The following is an 18,488-nucleotide window of genomic DNA, read 5'->3' on the forward strand; positions in this document are numbered from 1 at the left end:
GGACACTTTGGCCCGATCTGTTCGCCATTTGAGCGCCTCGACGGTGCCGTCTATGAGTTTACGGCCTAGCCGCTCGCCCGATGCCGGGAGCCATCCGCCAGAACGTCAGAACGAGCGCGTCACCATCAGGCTGACCGTCCTCGGCTGCTGGGGCGTATACTGCGGCATCGTGCGGTAACGGAAGGGATTGCCGTAGGCGAACGTGTTGTTCTTGTCCTCGAACAGATTCTGCGCCAGCAGGCCGAGATCCCACGGGCCCAGCGCGGCATGGACTTCCAGCGTGCTTTCCAGCAGCTTGCCCATCTGGCGATCGAGTTCCGTGTCGAAACTCATGCGCGAAGGCCCGATATAGCGCAGGCTCGCCCGCGCCCAGGCATCGCTGGACCCGAGCGTGAAATCATGCCGCAGCGCGCCCCGCACTGTATATTCGGGCACGACCGGCAGATGCCGGTCATGCACTTCGTATCCCAGCGCGCTGCGCGTCAGCAGGGCGCTGGTGTAATTGGCGCCGCCCTCGATCCGCCAGCCGGGCGCCAGCGAGATACCCACTGCCCCCTCGATCCCGATGATCCGCGCGTCTCCGGCATTGGTGGTCTCGATCAGGCCATTGGTGTCCAGCACATCGGACTGGATGTCATCCCAGCGGGTGTACCAGGCGCTCAATTCCAAATGCCCGCCACCCGGCAGCCGTTCGCGCCAGCCCGCCTCGATCGAAGACAGCTCGTCGCCCTTCAGCGTCTCGATGGTTCCGCTGTCGGTAATGTCGGACCCGCCCTGCCGGAATGCGGATCCATAGCGCAGATAGATCAGCCGGTTCGCATTGGGCTGCCAGGCGACGGCCAGGCTCGGGGTCATGCCGGCCTTGTGCTGCGCGCGCTTGATCCGTTCAGAGGAGACCAACCGCGTTTCGCTCGCCGAGGACGCGAACAGGCGCCCGCCGCCGTCGAGCGACAGTCTGGATGTGACGGGCAGCGTGAGATTGAAATAGAAGGCGGTATCGTGGCTGAGGCGCCGGTCATCGTCGGCTATCAGTTGATCGCCCGAAGATCCGTTGAGCGTGGCGACGAGGCTCTGACGCGCTTCGAGATGCGAGAGCCCGGCAAGCCAGCTCAGCGACCCCAGGCTCCCGCGCAGGCGCAAGTCATTGTCCCAGACGCGAAAGGACCGCTCGTTGGAAAGCGTCTGCGGATCGTCCAGCCCCAGACTCTCCGCCCCGATCGTGGCATCGAGCAGGTCGTTCACGTCGTGCCAGGTCATCGCGCTGGCCAGCATCACGTCGATGCTGCCGAACCCGCCGGTCAGGCGGGTGGCGAGATGGCGCAAGTCATTGTCGTGCGGCTCCGCAATCTGGTCCGGGCGCGAATAGCTGCCCGCGGTATAGACATAGGAGCTGTCGTGCGTTCCCAGCCACTGGCCGAAGCCGGTCAGGTCCAGACGCCAGCCGGAGGCAGGGACGATACCGGCCATGATGCGCAGCCCGCTGACGTGGGTGGAATTGCTGTCTTCCCGGGTTCCGGTATCGATCCAGCCCGGTTCCTTGGATTGATAGCCCACAAGGCGCAGACCTGCCGTGCCCCGGATCAGCGGAAGGTTGGCAATGGCCGAACCCGAATAGCCCGGCTCCCCGTGCATCGCCATGCTGCCGCCCCCGGACAGCGTCAGGCTCGCATCGTCGAGGTCCACCTGATGGGCCACGAGCCGGTAAATCCCGCCCAGGGCGCCCGTGCCGTAGAGCGAGCCCTGCGGCCCTTTCAGAACCTCGACCCGGTCGATATCGACCAGCCGGATGTCGGGATCGGGCGCCGAATACGTGAGGCGCGCCTCGTCCAGCACGACCGCGACGGTCGACTGGCTTTCGCCGCTGAAGGCGCTGTCCGCGATCCCGCGCAGGAACATGCGGTTGCGGCCCGGCCCCAGCGACGTAAGCGCCAGCCCTTCAAGCTGGGAGGAAATCGTCGCGCTGGCGCTGCCGGGATCGTGTTTCTGGGCATCGGTCAGCTGAACCACCGACACGGCGGCAGGCAGCGACAGCAGGTCCAGCGGCTGCTTGGTCGCCGTGACGAGGATCGGAACCGGCGGTGCTTCCGGCGGCGGTATATCCGCAGCAGGCGGCGCGGCCACGATGGGCGCCCGCTCGATCCGCCATGCCGTCTCGCCGACCTGCCGTGCGATATAGCCGGTTCCCGCAAGCAAGCGCCGCAAGGCCTCGCCGACGGCCATCGTGCCGCGGACACGCGACGTATGGATCTGCGGAAGCGCGCCCTCAGTGCCGATCGAAACCCGCGCCTCGCGTGCCAGCTCGGCGATCGCGTCGGTCAGCGATCCGGCGCTGACGTCAAGGTGCTGGCGCGCACGTTCGCGCGCTTCAGCTGGCGGGCTGCTCCAGACGCCAAGCCCCAGCGCGGCCGCCGAGACGCAGGCCCATGACCTGGGCAAGATCGCGAAGTGCCGCATCGCCATCGCTGATTACCAGGGTCCCCGAAAACCGCCGGTCGCGCAAAGCGTCCGGCACCGCCACTTCGACCCCCGCATAGCGGTGCAGATCAGTCACGACCAGAGCCAAAGGCGCATTATCATAAGACAAACGGCCTTTCTCCCAGGCACCGACATCCTCGGACCGCACTTCCGCCACGCTTGCCGTGCCGGCATCGCCGTCGAAGGACAGGCGTTTTCCAGCCGCAAGCTGCACGGGCGCGGTCAGCCTTTCGGAGCTGACTTCGACTTTGCCTTCGACGACCGAGACCCGGACGCGCTTGTCCTGCGCCTGCACGTCGAAGCGAGTCCCGATATCGCTGATCCGGAGCCCGCCGGCAGTGATCGTAAGCTGGCGATCGGGATCATGCCGGATATCGAACAGCGCTCCGCCGGAAAGCGCCATGTGATCCTGATGGCGGCCTTCCACGGTGAGGCTGCTGCGCGGCGCGAGCATGATGGTCGAGCCGTCTTCAAGCGCGATCTGCCGCGATGCGGCCGTGGTTTCGTAAACCTGCGAGGCCGGTGCCATGAACTGCGGGATCGCCAGCACCGCCGCCAGCGTCGCGGCAATCGCAAAGCCGGCCCAGCGTATGCGCTTGCCGAACGCCGGGCGGATGATTTCCGCACCCTCGCTGGCTGTTTCAAGCGCTGTTTCGAGCGGGGCCGCGTCATTGACGGCGATCAGGGGCTCATCGGCCAGGGGTTCGCTGGCGTCCTGCAAGGTATCGCGGTACTCCTGCAACAGGCCATCGGTCAGCGCGACCTCGTTGTAGGCGGAACTGTGACGGGGATCGGCCTCCAGCCAGAGCGTGAAGGCATCCCAGTCCATGGCATCGTCCCCGCTGGCGATGTGCCAGCGAGCCGCCTCGGCCAGAATGGTGTCGTCTTCGCTCTTCATCGTCCCTGTTCCATGTGCGGTTTACCTCCGCCTTGCCCTTGGTTTAAACCGGGGTCCCCGTGCTCCCTAGACGCCGCCGCGTCGAAAGCTCCACAGTCGGCAAGGGCCTGACGCAGCCGTTTCATCGCCAGTGCCAGATGTTTTTCCACACCGCTCCGGCTTATCCCCATGATGTCGGCGATTTCTTTCTGCCCGATTTCATCGAACCGATAGAGCCGCAAAGCCCTCTGCGCCCCTTCCGGAAGCGCTGCGATGGCATCGCGCAAGACTTCGGCTTCCTGTTCGCGCGCAATGATCTCGTCGGCCGGCTCGCCGGGATCGGCCCGGTCCTCCGGCATATGCGCGACGCCGCCGCCCTCGGCCTCAAGCCAGGTGCGTTCGCGCTGCATGGAGCGCCGGCGCCCCCGCGCCCGGTCGAGCACGAGGTTGTTCGCCATCCGGAAAAGATAGGCGCGCCCGTTGGTGATCGGCCCGGTCGCCTGCCCGGACACCTTGATCCACATTTCCTGCACGACATCCTCCGCCTCGTCGGCGGACCCGCATCGTGCCGTGAGGAAGCGCAACAGTTCGGGGCGATGCACATCCAGCAATCGCACCAGCCCGTTCGCATCCCCGTATTCCTCAGACTCCATCCTCCAGCCCGCTCCTGGCGATTGCAACCGCACACTCACATACGGTCTAGCGCCAGGCACAGGCAAACAAACCTCTGACCGAGCGCGTTATCGCCACTTCATGCACTTTGCCGCGCTCACAGGCAAACCCGGACATGACCAGCGCGCTGTGGAGAGCATCGGCATCGTAGAGACGATGCAGCCCCTCGCGCGCGAAAGACCAGCCGGCCATGCTGTCACGGTCGGTCACATAGACCACGAGCCGCCCGCCCGGCCGCAGCACGCGATGGAGGGAGCGGAGCATCCCGTTTTCCACATCATTGAAGTAAAGCACATTGAGCGCCAGCACGGCATCGAAGCTGGCATCATCGAATGGCAGGTCTTCCAGCGATGCCTGTGCATAAGCCGCTTTCGATCCCAGCCTGCGCCGCGCCGAAGCCAGCATCGTTTCGGAAGCATCCGCCCCGGTGACATGGCACGGCGCGCGGGCCAGCATCGCCGCCATCGCCGCGCCGGTGCCGCAGCCCGCGTCGAGAATCGCTTCCCCCGGCGCGGGTGCCAGCATGTCGACGGCAAGGCTCAGCGGCCTGCGGTTGACCACATCCATGGCATTGCCGAGCAGCCGCCCGGCCATGCCGCTCGGGCGCGCAAGCTGCTGTGCCAACCGGCGGGCAAACGTCATCGGCGCCTCAGGAGCTCAGAGCTCGTTTGAAAATTCGCTGCAGGCGAATTTTGGGGGAGCGGGCCGGTGCCGATCGGAAATGCCCCGAAGGGTGTTTTCCAGACAAACTCTCAGCCCGCCTTGGCCAGCAGGGCCATCACTTCGCGGCGGCGGCCGGCATCCCATACCGGACGGGCAGCATCGTGCGGAGCCCGCAGCGCCTTTTGCAGATGGGCCTTCGCGCCAGCCTTGTCGCCCTGATCGAGCAGATAATCGCCATAGAAGTAATTGGCATCGAGGCCGTCGGGATCCTCCGCGAGCGCCTGCTTGAGCAGCTTGCCCGCCTTCGCATCGTCCCCCCAGGCCAGCGGCGAGCCGGGCACCTTGAAGTAGAGCACGCCCAGGCTCATCGCCGCACCGCCGTCAGCGGCCCTGGGGTCGATGGCATAGGCCTTTTCGAGAATGTCGCGCGCCCGCGTCGCCAGGCCCAGCTTGTGGAAGAAATTGGCGCGGTTAGCCTGTTCGCTGACGATAATCCCCTGCCACACCAGCGGCTCGGCCTTGCCGGGATAGCGCGCGACTACGGTCGCGGCCTGTTTCGCAAGGTTGTCGAGCGCCTTGGTCTGGGTGCTGGATCCCTTCACTTCGTAGGAGATGTGTGCCCAGCCATCGTTCACGGCCTTCACGTCGCTGGCCATGTCGGCAAGGGCCAGAGCTGGCATCGCGGCCACCAGAACGGGTGCCAGGACGCTGCCCAGCAGAACACGCTTCAACATCGAATTGTCTCCTCTCGGATAGGCCGGTTCAGCAGAACTCGGCGCGCGCCTTGCGGATCTGTCCGGCAAGGCCATTGTCGATCAGTTTCGGCGAGATCGCGTTGAGCGCGGCATAGATGCGCTCCATCACCCCGATGCTGACAGTTTCACGGCGGCTTTCGATGGCCGCGACGATACGCGCGGCGACCCATTCCGGGGCATCCGCCTTCATCCCGGTCACTTCCAGGAAGCGATTGACTTCGCTGTTGTTGAAGGCAGTGCGGGCCGCGCGCGGGTTGATATGCGTGACCGCGACGCCCGTGCCCATCAGTTCGCGCCGCAAACCCTGACTCAGTGCAGCAAGCCCGGCCTTGCTGCTCGAATAGGCGGCAAACCAGGGATAGGGGATCGATCCCAGGACCGAACCGATATTCACGATCTGCCCGCTGCCGCGCACCCGCATCGGCGCGGCGACGGCGCGGGCCAGCACCGCAGGCACCAGCAGGTTGACCCGGTAGCACAGCGCCAGCGCCTCGATCGGCTGATCCTCGTGCAACCCGAAACGCATGACCCCGGCAATGTTCACCAAAACATCCGGACATTCCCCGGAAAGCCGCTCGGCCAGCGCCGCAAGCTGCGTGTCGTCGGACAGGTCGGTAACGATGCTGCTGTCGCAGGCATTGCACTCGGTCCGGTCGATGCCGATGACCCAGGCCCCGGCCTCGCGCAGCATCCGCGCGACCGGCGTGCCGATGCCGCCTGCGGCACCGGTGATCGCGACGCGCTTTCCTTCAAGCCGCGACATGGACATCCTCCTCCATATCGATCGAAGCGAAGACCCCGCCGAACAGGCCGAACATCTCGCGCGCCATCTGCAGGATCGCGATGCGGTCCTCTTCGCGCTGCAACCCGTTCACCAGTTTGGCGTAGAAGGCCATGTGATCCTGATCGAGCGCGCCATGCGAGGTCAGATAGGTAAAAGCCTCGGGCGGCAGCCCCAGGTTTTCCGCCACCGCGCTCGCGCCACGCTGGGCGAGAGCGACGCTGACGCTTTCCAGCACATAGACCATGCCGAAGAACGACGCGGGATTGCCCTCCTCGATGCAGCGATAGGCATGATCGACCATGGCCTTGGTCGCAGGCGCCGGATCGCTGACGCGCGCCGCATCGGCATCGCCGCCGGCGGCTGCAATGTCCGCGAGAATCCATTCCTCGTGGCCCGTTTCTTCCTCGATATATTCGTCGAGCGCGGTGAGCAGATCCTGCCGATTGAGCAACCGCGCCCGCGCCGCCTGCATCAGCGGAACCGTGTGGCGCACATGGTGCCAGGCCTGCCGCAGGTAATCGATGTAGGTCCGGCGCGAGATCGTGCCGGCCAGCCCGGCGCGGACCTGCGGGATCGCCAGAAACCCCAGCCGGCTGCGGAACGTCGCGGCTTCCAGTTTGTCGAAGAACTGCACCGGGCCGTCGAGCCACATCGCCGTAATGGCCTTGCGGCGCAGACGGCCATTGCCGGTGAGCTGGCCGTTCATCGGGGTGAACGGCGCAACTTCGCGCCACTTGGTAATGCGGGCATAGGCCGGAAGCACGGTATTGGCCGCCGCGACGGCCACGGCGAGATCGGCATCGGGGCGCGCGGGCACCAGCAGCGCTTCGGGCGCCGGAAGCCCGTCGCCATGGACCATGGCCTGCAGAATGTCCGGTTGCCCGGTCAGCTCCGCCTCGACCCATTCGGGCGAGATGTTGCGGCCAAAGCTGGTGACGATCAGAGCCGACTTGCGACCCTCAACCCAGAGGCGGCCTTGATCGTCGATCCGGCCGATGTCGCCGGTATGGAGTGGTCCCGGTTCACGCGGCTCGCCGATCGTGCCAAGGAACATCTCGCCTTCGAGCACGATTTCGCCATCGGGCGCGATCCGCGCCTTCATGTGGCCAAGCGGGCGGCCCGCGGAACCGGCCATCTCTTCGTCCGCGCTTTCGAGCGAGACCACGGAGGCGCACTCGGTCAGGCCGTAGCCCTGCCGCACCGGCAGCCCCAGTGCGCGGGCCCGAGCCAGCAGGTCCACCGGCACCCGGGCGCCGCCGACGGCGACGAGTGTGAGATGCGGCAGGCGGAGGCCGGTCTTCTCCATGACCGCGACCAGCCCGGCCAGATATTCCGGCACGAGGATCAGCGACGTGATTTCCCAATCGGCCAGCCTCTGCGCCATCATCACGAAATCGGGGCGGAACGGATCCGCAAGCCCGACTTCGGCCTGCGGCGGGCACACATAAGTGCCGCCGGCCAGGATCGTCGCGAAGAAACCGGCAACGGTCTCAAGCAGAATGCCCGGCGGCAGCAGCGCACAGTGGCTTCCGGCGTGCTCGGCCCCGACCGCCTCGACCACCGATGCGGCCACGGCCAGCATCTGGTGCGCGGACAGGCACACGCCTTTGGGCGTGCCGGTCGAACCCGACGTGAAAGTGACCCGCGCCGTCCCGCGGGGAAGTGGGGACGGCGCGGGGTGCGAAGCCGAAGGTTCGGTGGCCCCGGCTCCACTGGCGGCAACGGCGTGCTGCACTTGTTCCCGGGTAAAGAACGAGGGCAGCGACAATACGGGAATCCGGGCTTCGAGCAGAGCCAGTTCGGCAATGGCCGCCTCGGCACCATGATCGAGGCACAGCACGTGAGGCTGGCCAGGATCTTCGGCAGATTCCAGCGCCGCCGTCCGGTCCGCGACCTTGTCGGCCAGTTCCGCCCAGCTCACCGGCACGGACGTGACCGGATCGAGGGCAATGCCCTGCGGATTCTTCAGGGCATGGTCACGGATGATGGCAAGCAGGCCGTTCACGCGGCGGCCCTCCTGCGACGCGCGAGAAACGCGGCAATGGCTTTCTGCCCCTGCGAGATGATCCCGGCACAGACCTTCGGATCGCTGGCATAATAGCGACCCCATGCTTCCGGCTCGTCCGCTCGTTCGGCACCGGCCGGAGCCAGAACGGTCAGCGGCACGCCGATCCGGGCGAACATGGCACGCAGCGGTGCCGTCAGCGTGGCCACGGCAATCTCACAATTGGCGCCAAGGTCATTGGCGGCACTGCCCCACAGTTCGATCATGGCGAAGGCATCATCGGCGGCCAGATTACCGATTTCGATAATGCTCTCCCGCGCCGTGGGCTTGCCCACCGCGGCCGAGACCACCTGCTCCACCGGCGCATCAAGATAGCGTTCGAGAAACAGGGCTTCATCCCCCGCCCGGCGGAAGCCCAGCGCGGCGCGAGTCAGCTCGCCGCGTTCGATCTGGCTGTACTGTCCAAAAGCCGGCCGCACGCTCGCGCCATGGGCCTCCATGAAGCGCCTTTGCACGAGGTGGAATTCGGGACTGTCAGACATGAATGTCTCCTTGGGGTTCAAGCAGACGACGACGCAGGCGCAGCGCCTCCGCAGTTCCGGCGGGGAAGAATCTTTGTTCCCGCGTCAGGCCGGAGGCGGCGCTAAACCGATTTTAACCACTCCCTGCGACAATCCGCGAAGCACCAACAAACCAGACGGCTGTCATGTCTTTCATCAAGGGTCTGATCCCGGGAATCCTGCTGACCTGGATCGTTTCGGGCATCATCGGATCGAACGGCTCGAAAGGCGGCATGCTCGCCATCGAACATGTGTTCATTCAGGGGCATGGCTTCTACTGGTCCTGGCCCTTGTTTCTTGCGGCAACCGGCCTGTGCTGGGCCCTGTTCTGGATGATGGATTCCTGATCCTCTCCGCATGATCCCGGCAACTTCCGCAATCCGGACCCTATGCTTGTCCTCCGCGCCCGGATCTTGTCAGAAATTCGTCTCATAACTGTCTAAAGCCAGCGGTAGAATCGCGCATGCGTGCCTTCCGGCGCCCCCCTGCCCCAGGGGGATCGTTCTCGCGAAAGCACTGTTCGAGCTTCGAGGCTGATGGATACCAACGCTGCGCCATGCCACAATCCGCCCTCGTCGAAGGCTGGCGCGGACACTGAAAGCACGCCCGGTATCGAAAGCCTGAAAGCGCGGATCGCAGCCCTGATCGCCACGATCTCGGCGGAGGCCGCGCAACAGATGGCGCCATGGACGCTCTGGGGCATCCGGGAAGACTTCCGGCCCAGCGCGGAAAACCTCGCCGCCTATCTCGCCTTTCGCCATCACGACCTTCGCGACCTCCAGCGCTCGCTCATGGCGCTGGGGCTGTCGTCGCTCGGGCGCCTTGAAAGCCGCGTCATGCCGACGCTGACGGCAGTCCACGCGGCATTGGCAGCGATGCAGGGCGCCGCGATACAGGGCGCCGCGTCGGCGGCCAAGGCCGATCCCGGCGCATTCTTCGCAGGCGAAGACCGCTTGCAGCGCCGGGCGCTTGCCCTGCTGGGGACGGCGGAAAATGAACGGCAGGCGGCCTTGCTGATCACCTGCCCCAGCGAGGCTGCCGACGATCCCGCCTTCCTGGAAAGCCTGGCCCTGCGCGGCGTGGAAGCCTTGCGGATCAACTGCGCGCACGACGATGCGGAAAAATGGGAGCGGATGATCGCCCATGCCCGCGCGGCGGAGCAGCGTTGCGGCCACCGGTTCCGCATCTTCATGGACCTTGCCGGTCCGAAAAACCGCATCGGGGCCGTCCGTCCCAATCGCGAAATCCGCCGGATCTTCCCCGGAGAGCGCATCGCCATGGTCGCGCCCGGGCAGATCGAACGGCCGGTTCCGCCCGATGTCGCCTTCGTCTTCGAATGCATGCTGCCCGAAGCCATCGCCCAGGCCCGCCCCGGCCAGAGGCTGTTGATCGACGACGGGAAGATCGCCGCCAGTGTCGATTTCGTGGACGACGGCGTGCTCATCGCCTCAGTCACCCGGACCAAGGAGAAAGGCGGCAAGCTCAAGCCCGAAAAAGGCATCAATCTTCCCGATACCGAACTGCACCTGCCGGCGCTGACGGCCAAGGACCGGCAGGACCTGGCCTTCATAGCCGAACATGCGGACGGCCTGTCGTTCTCGTTCGTCCAGACGCCCGACGACGTGCAGTTGCTGCAGGATGCGCTGGCAGCGCTGCCGGTCCGCCGCGAACATCCGCTGGCGCTGATCCTCAAGATCGAGACGGCCCTTGCCGTCCAGAACCTGCCCGGCATCGTGGTGCGCGCCGGAGCCCGCAATCCGGTGGCGATCATGATCGCCCGGGGCGATCTTGCCATCGAGATCGGCTTCGCCCGGCTGGCCGAGATGCAGGAGGAGATCCTGTGGATCGCCGAAGCCGCGCAAGTCCCGGTCATCTGGGCAACGCAGGTCCTCGAACAGCTGGTCAAGGAAGGCCTGCCGCATCGCGGCGAACTGACCGATGCGGCCATGGCAGCGCGGGCGGAATGTGTGATGCTCAACAAGGGGCCGCATCTGCTCGAAGCAATCGACGCGCTCGATCCCCTGCTCAAACGGATGGCGGACCACATCCACAAGAAGACGCCGCAACTACGGCGCCTCGCTTCCTGGTAGCGGCACGGCGCCCGCCCCGGCATGGTCTATCCGGATATCGGGCAGCATGGCTCCTGTTATTACAGAAAACGACAATTAACGGCTGTTCTGAATGGCGTAACTGGGCGAGTAAGGGTTTCATGAAATCTCGTGCTCTCCTGCTGACCATGGCGCTGGGCGTTTCCGGATGCGCCGTGGGGCCGAGCTATGCCCCCAAATCCGCCGCCGATCTCGGTGTGCCGGAAGCCTGGTCGGTACAGGCCTCGCCCACCGGCGAGGATCTGACCCGCTGGTGGTCCCGGTTCGACGACCCTGTCCTTGTCCAGCTGGTAGAGCAGGCCGCCGCCGGAAACCTCGATCTGGCGCAGGCCGTGGCGCGGCTGCGCCAGGCGCGCGAGGCGCTGGTGATCAGCCGTGCTTCGCTGCTGCCCAGCCTCAGCGGATCGGGCAGCGTGAACCGCACCGAAACCCTGCGCGGCGGCGGCACCACAGTGGCTCTGTCCAACGGCACCGTGACGACGACCGGCAGCGGCGGCGGCTCGACCAGCTTTTCGCTGGGGCTCGATGCCAGCTATCAGGCCGATCTGTTCGGCGGGGTGCGGCGATCGGTGGAAGCCAGCAAGGCGCAGTACGAAGCCTCGGGCTACGACTACGCGACGACGCTGCTTTCCGTCGAAAGCGAAGTGGCGCGCAACTACGTGCTGGCGCGCAGCTATCAGGCCCAGCTGGCCAATGCGCAGACCTCGCTGAAGATTCAGGACGAAAACCTGCAGATTGCGCGCTGGCGGGTGCAGGCGGGCCTTGTCTCCTCGCTCGATGCCGAACAGGCCCGCGCGAGCCGGGCGGAAACCGCCGCCGCAATCCCGCAGATCGAACAGCAGTACAACGCCGCCGTCTCGCGCATCGGCGTGCTCACCGGCCAGGCGCCCGGCGCGCTCAAGCCGCTGCTGGAAAAGGTCGAGCCGATCCCCGCCGGACCGGATACCATCGGCGTAGGGATTCCCGCCAATGTCCTGCGCCAGCGGCCCGACGTGCGCGCGGCCGAACGCACGCTCGCCGCCGCCACCGCGCAGATCGGCGTTGCCAAGGCAGAGCTGTTTCCGGCGCTGGCCATCACCGGCAGTCTCAACACCAATGCCGCCTCGTTCGGCAACCTGTTCGACACGATCACCGGCAGCCTGTTCGCGGGGCTGAGCCAGGCGATCTTCAACGGCGGCAAGCTCAATGCGCAGGTCCGGTCCTATCGCGCCGCGGCCGATGCCGCTCTCGCGGCCTACCGGCAATCGGTGCTGACCGCCCTGGAGGACATCGAGAACGCCGTTGTCGCCCTCGATGCGGCGCAGCGGCGTGAACAGGAATACGCTGTCGCTTACGATGCCGCGAACAACTCCGCGATCCTCGCGCGCAGCCAGTACCGCTCCGGGCTGACTGACTTCACCACGCTCAACACGCAGGAAGCCTCGCTCGTATCCGCGCGCAACGGGCTGGTTCAGGCCCGGGCCGACAAGGCCTCGGCCCTGATCGCACTCTATGTCGCGCTCGGCGGCGGATGGGACAGCGAGGCCCCGCCAACGGCACTTCCTGCCACCCCCTCCGGCTCCCCTGCGGCCACCAATGCGGAACAAGGCTGACGATGACTGACGAGACTCTCGACGAATTCCTCGGCGTGAAGCCGCAGCCGGCCTGGCGCCGCTACGCCAAATGGGGCGCATCCGCCGCTGTTGTCGTGATCCTCGTGCTGCTTCTGGCAAGATGCTTCGGAGGATCGGGCGAGACGGGCTACATCACCGTCAAGACCGGAACCGGAAGCCTGGTCACGACCGTGTCGGCCACCGGCCAGCTGGCACCGACCAACCAGGTTACGGTGGGTTCCCAGCTTTCCGGCCAGATCGTCAAAGTGATGGTCGACGTCAACGATCGTGTCACGGCCAATCAGCCGCTCGCCGAAATCGATCCGGAACAGTACGACGACGCGATCCGCCAGAACGAGGCCCAGTTGCAGGCGAACAAGGCCTCGGTCGAACAGGCCCGCGCCACGCTGGCCGAGACGCAGGCGCAGCTCGCCCGGCTGCAGGAAGTCTCGAAACTCTCCGGCGGCAAGGTCCCCTCGGGCACCGAGATGCAGACCGGCCGCGCGGACGTGCAGCGCGCCAAGGCGGCGCTCGACGTCGCGCTCGCGAACGTTGTCGCCAGCGAAGCCACCCTGGCCCAGAGCAAGACGCAGCGCGCCCGCGCCATCATCCGCTCGCCCGTCTCCGGCGTGGTTCTCGCCCGCGAGATCGATCCCGGCCAGACCGTCGCCGCCTCGCTCAGCGCGCCGACGCTCTTCGTGATTGCCGAAGATCTCGCGCAGATGAAGCTGGAGGTCTCGATCGACGAGGCGGACGTGGGGTCCGTGAAGGAGGGCCAGAAGGCCACTTTCACCGTCGATGCCTTTCCGGGCAAGACGTTCCCGGCAACGATCACCCGCGTCGATATCGGGTCCAACCAGTCGGTTTCCTCGGCCAGTTCCTCGTCTTCGAGTTCCACGAGCAGTAGCAGCAGCAGCAGTTCGTCCTCGTCGTCCGTGGTGTCCTATGCCGCCGATCTCGCCGTGGCGAATGCGGACGGAAAGCTGCGCCCGGGCATGACCGCTACGGCCGATATCGTCACCTCGAACAAGAGCAATGTCCTGCTCGTGCCCAATGCGGCGCTGCGCTTCACCCCGCAATCGGCCACCAGCACTTCGAGCAGCAGCACCGAATCCGGCGGCATCACCGGCGCCCTGTCCTTCGGGCCGCGGCGCAACCAGTCGTCCGAGCGCAGCGCCACGATCGCCGCCGGTGCCACCCAGACCGTCTGGGTCATCGGCGAGGATGGCAAACCCAAGGCCATCCAGATCGTAACCGGCGACACCAACGGCAGCGAAACCGAAGTCCTTTCCGGCGATCTGAAGGCCGGCATGGAGGTCATCACCGGCGAGAAATCCACTTCCGCGAGCACTAATGGCTGAGACCCCGCTCATTTCCCTGCGCGGCGTGGTCAAGGTCTATGGCAGCGGACCGACCGCGTTCCAGGCGCTGAAAGGCATCGATCTCGACATCATGGCCGGGGATTTCGTCGCCGTGATGGGGCCTTCGGGCTCGGGCAAGTCGACCACGATGAACATTCTCGGCTGCCTCGACGTGCCGACTTCGGGCACTTTCATGTTCCAGGGCCACCGCGTCGAGCAGCTCGACCGCGACCAGCGGGCCCTGCTGCGGCGCAAGCATTTCGGCTTCGTGTTCCAGGGCTTCAATCTGCTGGCGCGCACCAATGCGCTGGAGAACGTGGAACTGCCCCTGCTCTATCGCGGCGATCACCGGACCCAGCGGCGCGAAATGGCCATGGCCGCGCTCGACAAGGTCGGGCTCAAGGACTGGTGGGACCACACCCCCGGCGAACTTTCGGGCGGCCAGCAGCAGCGCGTCGCCATTGCCCGCGCGATCGTGACCGAGCCGACCGTGCTGCTGGCCGACGAGCCGACCGGAAACCTCGACACCGAACGCTCGCTGGAGATCATGGAACTGCTCACCGATCTCAACCAGAGCTCCGGCATCACGGTGCTGATGGTCACGCACGAGGCAGAGATGGCCGCGTTCGCCCATACTGTCGTGCATTTTCGCGACGGGCTCGTGGACCGCATTGAAGCCGGGCATCACGGAAAGGCGCCGGCCTGATGCTCGGGACCATCTTCATGCTCGCGCTGCGATCGATCCGGCGGCACCTCATGCGCTCGTTCCTGACGATCCTCGGCATCGTCATCGGCGTCGGCGCCGTCGTCACCATGGTTACGCTCGGCAAGGCGACCACGGCCGCGGTGCAGGAACAGATCGCGGCACTGGGCACGAACATCCTGCAGATCCGCCCCGGACAGGGTTTCGGCCGGGGTGCCGGCGGCCCCGCTCCCCAGAATTTCAAGCCCGCCGACGTCACCGCGATCCAGCAGCAGATCGGCGGCGTGGTGGCCGTGGCCCCGCAGGCGCAGACTTCGGCGACCGCCATCTACGAGGGCGCCAACTGGTCGACCACGGTCAACGGCACGACAAACGCCTATTTTCAGGTCCAGCCCTGGCCCCTGAAATCCGGCCGCACGTTCAGCACTGCCGAGGAGAAAGCCGGCAAGGCCGTCTGCATCATCGGCTCGACCGTCGAGGAGAACCTGTTCCGCAATACCGATGCCCTGGACAAGCGCTTCCGCATCGGCGGCATCAGCTGCGACGTGATCGGAACCCTCACCACGCGCGGCCAGGCCGGCTTCGGCGGGGACCAGGACGATGTCGTCATCATGCCGATCAAGACCGTGCAGCGCCGCTTCACCGGCAGCACCGACATCCGCATGATTCTGGTCAGCGTCGATCAGGACTATTCGACCAGCCGGGTCCAGGCCTCGCTTACCAGCCTCCTGCGCGAGCGGCGCCACATCACCAGCGACGAGGAAGATGACTTCAACATCTTCGACACCAAGCAGATTTCCGACACGCTGACCGGCACGACCACGCTGCTGACCCGGATCGTCGCCGCCGTCGCCGCGATCAGCCTCGTGGTCGGCGGGATCGGCATCATGAACATCATGCTGGTCTCGGTCACGGAACGCACCCGTGAAATCGGCATTCGCCTCGCCATCGGTGCCGTAGCGAACGAAGTGCTCATGCAGTTCCTGGTGGAAGCAGTCGTGCTCTCCTGCCTGGGGGGCGTGATCGGCCTGCTGCTGGCGCAGCTCGTGATCGTGGTGGCGACACCGCTGATGCAGGTCCCCTGGACGTTCGATCCGGAGATCAATCTCTTCGCGTTCCTGATCTCGGCCGCGATCGGCGTGGTGTTCGGGTACTTCCCAGCCCGGCGGGCCGCAGGCCTCAATCCGATCGACGCGCTGCGGCACGAATAACCCGGTCCGACAACCGGCCACCGGGTCAAGGATGGCCTCCGCCGCCCCATAAGCCAGTTCAGGCCCGCATTCGAACGGGAATCTGGCAACCCGCCTGACGTCTGCCCAGTGTCCCCATGCACTGGGACTGGCGCCTTGCGCACTGGCCGCGCCTTTATCGCCCCTGCACTGTGCCTGCACCACGCCACACAAATGCGAATCATTCGCATAAACACCCTGCCGTGACGGCGGAATGACCTCTTTCGTTTCCACCACGCGGGAAATGGGCGACCTGCAGATCCTTGGATTTCCGCGGATTTCCGGAAAAAATTGCAAAATAACTTGTGCTATCGCAAGTCACTTGCAATAGCATCTCCCCACTAACCACATCAGGGGGAATACATGTCGCTGTCCCGTTTGCGTGAATCGCTTGCCTCGACCAAACCGGCTTATCTCGCGCTGAGCTGCTTCGGACTGGCAGCCACGCCGGCCCTTGCACAGGAAGCTGCAAACACCGTGAACAAGCAGGAGCCGGCCCAGCTGGGCGGCGTTACCGTTACCGACACCGCGATCGATGAGACCATCAAGGTCGACACGGTATCCTCGCCCAAGTTCACCCAGCCCATTCAGGACACGCCGCAGACCATTCAGGTGATCAGCAAGGAGCTGTTCAACCAGCAGGGCGCCACCACGCTGACCGAAGCCCTGCGCAACAGCCCCGGCGTCGGCACTTTCTATGCCGGTGAGAACGGCAACACCACGACCGGCGATGCCATCCGCATGCGCGGGTTCGACACGTCGAGCAGCATTTTCGTCGATGGTATCCGCGATCTGGGTTCGATCTCGCGCGACGTCTTCAACACCGAACAGGTCGAAGTCGAAAAGGGCCCGGCCGGCACCGACAACGGGCGCACGGCCCCGACCGGCGCGATCAACATGGTCAGCAAGCAACCGTTCCTCGACACTGCGGTATCCGGCACGGTTTCCATCGGCGTCGACGGGCAAAAGCGCGCCACGGCCGATTTCAACCAGGTGATCGACGCCCTGCCCAATGCCGCCGTCCGCCTCAACGTGCTGTGGCAGAACAGCGACGATCCAGCCCGCGACCATGTGAAGAACAAGCGCATCGGCCTTGCCCCCTCGCTGGGTCTGGGTCTGGGCACGCAGACGCGCCTCTACCTCAACTTCCTCTACGTCGATCAGGAGAACGTGCCCGACGGCTACGTGCCGACCATCGGCCTGCCGGGCTGGGAACCCTACGACAGCACGGACGCGAACCAGCTTGCGCTCGTCGGCCATCCGGTCAATTCCAAGAACTTCTACGGCACCCGCGACGATCACGACGACGTCACCGCGCAGATGGCCACGATGAAGTTCGAGCACGATTTCTCGGACAGCCTGCACCTCACCAACACCGCACGCTGGGGCAAGACCAGCCAGGACTATCTGCTGACGTCCTTCATGCCGACAACCGCCAATGTCAGCTCGACCGATGTGGACGACTTGTCCACCTATACGCTGGCGCGCAGCCTCACGACGCTCAAGGACGTGACGAACCGGATCCTTACCGATCAGCTCAATCTGCGGGCGGACTTCGCCACCGGCGCGATCGAGCACAGCGTGAGCGTGGGTATCGAGATCACCAGCGAAAAGCAGGTCACGTACGGCGAGGCCGCGACCGGCACCCGCCCCGCCGCCAATCTCTATGATCCCGACTGGAACGATGGCGGCTCGATCAGCGTGTCACGTACCGGCGCCGTGGCCCGCGGCAAGACCGATACCCAGGCGTTCTATCTGTTCGACACTGCGAAGTTCTTTGACGGCGCCCTGCTCGTGACCGGCGGCATCCGCGTCGATCACTACAAGACGACCTATTTCAGCAATGCGGTTTGCAATGACGGAACCGGACGGGGCGCCGTCTCCTGCGGCGGCGCGGCGGTGGGCACGATCGTCACTACCAATGACCTGACATCCAAGGACACCCTGTTCAACTGGAAGCTCGGTGCGGTCTACAAGCCTGCCGAAACGCTCAGCCTCTATGTGAACTACGCGCTCTCGCAGCAGCCTCCGGGCGGCGACAACTTCACGCTCAGTTCGTCGGCCAGCAGTGCCAACAACCCCGTGTTCAAGCCGCAGAAGGCCGAAACTTACGAAGCCGGCGTGAAGTGGAGCGTGCTGCACGACATGCTCGCCCTGAACGCGGCCGTGTTCCAGACGACCGTCAAGAACGAGATCAACAGCGACGTGCTCGACGATGAGGGCAACCCGACCCAGACCGGCGAGAAGCGGGTGCGCGGTGTCGAGCTGTCCGCGGTTGGCAATATCACCGAGGCCTGGTCGGTTTCCGCCGGCTACAGCCACCTCAAGACCAAAGTGACCGAAGGCCCCGTCATCACCAGCGACGGCACGTCGAACCTGACCTACATCCCCGGCGATTCCTGGACCTTGTGGAGCACCTACCGCCTGCCTTTCGGCCTCGAAATCGCAGGCGGCCCGCGTCACAACGGCGGTCTCCATCGCGGCACCGACGGCGCAGTGGGCACCCCGGCCTATACCAAGGGCTACACCGTGGTGGACGGTATGCTCGCCTACGCCGTCACCGGCAACTTCAAGCTGCGGGCGAACGTGTACAACCTGTTCGACAAGGCCTACGTCGCCTCGATCAACAAGAGCGGATACCGCTATACGCCGGGCACGCCGCGAACCTTCCTGTTCAGCGCTGACGTCAGCTTCTGATACGGAT

Annotated in this window: 15 protein-coding genes; 7 read left to right on the plus strand and 8 right to left on the minus strand. The window is 65.4% G+C overall.

Features of this window, described 5'->3' with window-relative positions:
• Positions 1-105 precede the first annotated feature (105 nt).
• The 8 genes from NN5_RS15265 to NN5_RS15300 form a co-directional block, all read right to left on the minus strand.
• Entirely contained in the window at positions 106-2,436 is a 2,331-nt protein-coding gene (locus tag NN5_RS15265) for a TonB-dependent receptor (RefSeq protein WP_245656520.1), read from the minus strand.
• Complete coding sequence (locus NN5_RS26950) at positions 2,366-3,373, minus strand: FecR family protein (protein WP_067734981.1); 1,008 nt, start codon at positions 3,371-3,373, stop codon at positions 2,366-2,368. The genes NN5_RS15265 and NN5_RS26950 overlap by 71 nt, the downstream gene beginning before the upstream one ends.
• Entirely contained in the window at positions 3,370-4,005 is a 636-nt protein-coding gene (locus NN5_RS15275; protein WP_067734984.1) for an RNA polymerase sigma factor, read from the minus strand. Before NN5_RS15275 ends, NN5_RS26950 begins: the two co-directional genes overlap by 4 nt.
• 46 nt (positions 4,006-4,051) lie before the next feature.
• Positions 4,052-4,666, minus strand: coding sequence for a class I SAM-dependent methyltransferase (locus tag NN5_RS15280; RefSeq protein WP_067734987.1), 615 nt, complete (start codon positions 4,664-4,666; stop codon positions 4,052-4,054).
• A 110-nt stretch (positions 4,667-4,776) separates the two neighbouring features.
• A complete protein-coding gene (locus tag NN5_RS15285) occupies positions 4,777-5,421 on the minus strand; it encodes a tetratricopeptide repeat protein (RefSeq protein WP_067734990.1) in 645 nt (214 codons plus the stop codon).
• A gap of 28 nt (positions 5,422-5,449) precedes the next feature.
• Positions 5,450-6,205 carry an SDR family NAD(P)-dependent oxidoreductase gene (locus NN5_RS15290; RefSeq protein WP_067734992.1) on the minus strand — a complete coding sequence of 252 codons (756 nt, stop codon included), beginning with the start codon at positions 6,203-6,205 and terminating at the stop codon, positions 5,450-5,452.
• The gene (locus tag NN5_RS15295; RefSeq protein ID WP_067734995.1) at positions 6,192-8,231 is read right to left on the minus strand and encodes an AMP-binding protein; all 2,040 of its coding nucleotides are present in this window, start codon (positions 8,229-8,231) and stop codon (positions 6,192-6,194) included. Before NN5_RS15295 ends, NN5_RS15290 begins: the two co-directional genes overlap by 14 nt.
• Positions 8,228-8,773: a thermostable hemolysin gene (locus NN5_RS15300; RefSeq protein ID WP_067734998.1), complete on the minus strand. Its 546-nt coding sequence runs from the start codon at positions 8,771-8,773 to the stop codon at positions 8,228-8,230. Before NN5_RS15300 ends, NN5_RS15295 begins: the two co-directional genes overlap by 4 nt.
• Before the next feature lie 164 nt (positions 8,774-8,937).
• On the opposite strand from NN5_RS15300, the gene NN5_RS15305 reads away from it, so the two are divergent.
• The 7 genes from NN5_RS15305 (at position 8,938) to NN5_RS15335 (ending at position 18,481) form a co-directional block, all read left to right on the plus strand.
• Positions 8,938-9,138 carry a hypothetical protein gene (locus NN5_RS15305; RefSeq protein ID WP_067735001.1) on the plus strand — a complete coding sequence of 67 codons (201 nt, stop codon included), beginning with the start codon at positions 8,938-8,940 and terminating at the stop codon, positions 9,136-9,138.
• 189 nt (positions 9,139-9,327) lie between these two features.
• Positions 9,328-10,881: a pyruvate kinase gene (locus NN5_RS15310; RefSeq protein ID WP_084384966.1), complete on the plus strand. Its 1,554-nt coding sequence runs from the start codon at positions 9,328-9,330 to the stop codon at positions 10,879-10,881.
• 119 nt (positions 10,882-11,000) lie between these two features.
• Positions 11,001-12,491, plus strand: a complete 1,491-nt coding sequence (locus NN5_RS15315; RefSeq protein WP_067735003.1) for an efflux transporter outer membrane subunit — start codon at positions 11,001-11,003, stop codon at positions 12,489-12,491.
• Between the two features lie 2 nt (positions 12,492-12,493).
• A complete protein-coding gene (locus NN5_RS15320; RefSeq protein ID WP_067735007.1) occupies positions 12,494-13,852 on the plus strand; it encodes an efflux RND transporter periplasmic adaptor subunit in 1,359 nt (452 codons plus the stop codon).
• The gene (locus tag NN5_RS15325) at positions 13,845-14,558 is read left to right on the plus strand and encodes an ABC transporter ATP-binding protein (protein WP_067735011.1); all 714 of its coding nucleotides are present in this window, start codon (positions 13,845-13,847) and stop codon (positions 14,556-14,558) included. The genes NN5_RS15320 and NN5_RS15325 overlap by 8 nt, the downstream gene beginning before the upstream one ends.
• The gene (locus NN5_RS15330) at positions 14,558-15,766 is read left to right on the plus strand and encodes an ABC transporter permease (protein WP_067735014.1); all 1,209 of its coding nucleotides are present in this window, start codon (positions 14,558-14,560) and stop codon (positions 15,764-15,766) included. Before NN5_RS15325 ends, NN5_RS15330 begins: the two co-directional genes overlap by 1 nt.
• 381 nt (positions 15,767-16,147) lie before the next feature.
• The gene (locus NN5_RS15335; RefSeq protein ID WP_067735017.1) at positions 16,148-18,481 is read left to right on the plus strand and encodes a catecholate siderophore receptor Fiu; all 2,334 of its coding nucleotides are present in this window, start codon (positions 16,148-16,150) and stop codon (positions 18,479-18,481) included.
• The last annotated feature ends 7 nt before the right edge of the window (positions 18,482-18,488 follow it).

It is taken from the genome of Novosphingobium naphthalenivorans NBRC 102051 (genome assembly GCF_001590985.1).
GTDB lineage: Bacteria > Pseudomonadota > Alphaproteobacteria > Sphingomonadales > Sphingomonadaceae > Novosphingobium > Novosphingobium naphthalenivorans.

Coding starts and splice junctions, on each gene's coding strand:
- NN5_RS15280 (WP_067734987.1), bottom strand. CDS start 4,666: ATGACGTTTGCCCGCCGGTTGGCACAGCAGCTTGCGCGCCCGAGCGGC.
- NN5_RS15275 (WP_067734984.1), bottom strand. CDS start 4,005: ATGGAGTCTGAGGAATACGGGGATGCGAACGGGCTGGTGCGATTGCTG.
- NN5_RS15300 (WP_067734998.1), bottom strand. CDS start 8,773: ATGTCTGACAGTCCCGAATTCCACCTCGTGCAAAGGCGCTTCATGGAG.
- NN5_RS15285 (WP_067734990.1), bottom strand. CDS start 5,421: ATGTTGAAGCGTGTTCTGCTGGGCAGCGTCCTGGCACCCGTTCTGGTG.
- NN5_RS15330 (WP_067735014.1), top strand. CDS start 14,558: ATGCTCGGGACCATCTTCATGCTCGCGCTGCGATCGATCCGGCGGCAC.
- NN5_RS15335 (WP_067735017.1), top strand. CDS start 16,148: ATGTCGCTGTCCCGTTTGCGTGAATCGCTTGCCTCGACCAAACCGGCT.
- NN5_RS15320 (WP_067735007.1), top strand. CDS start 12,494: ATGACTGACGAGACTCTCGACGAATTCCTCGGCGTGAAGCCGCAGCCG.
- NN5_RS15315 (WP_067735003.1), top strand. CDS start 11,001: ATGAAATCTCGTGCTCTCCTGCTGACCATGGCGCTGGGCGTTTCCGGA.
- NN5_RS26950 (WP_067734981.1), bottom strand. CDS start 3,373: ATGAAGAGCGAAGACGACACCATTCTGGCCGAGGCGGCTCGCTGGCAC.
- NN5_RS15305 (WP_067735001.1), top strand. CDS start 8,938: ATGTCTTTCATCAAGGGTCTGATCCCGGGAATCCTGCTGACCTGGATC.
- NN5_RS15290 (WP_067734992.1), bottom strand. CDS start 6,205: ATGTCGCGGCTTGAAGGAAAGCGCGTCGCGATCACCGGTGCCGCAGGC.
- NN5_RS15325 (WP_067735011.1), top strand. CDS start 13,845: ATGGCTGAGACCCCGCTCATTTCCCTGCGCGGCGTGGTCAAGGTCTAT.
- NN5_RS15310 (WP_084384966.1), top strand. CDS start 9,328: ATGGATACCAACGCTGCGCCATGCCACAATCCGCCCTCGTCGAAGGCT.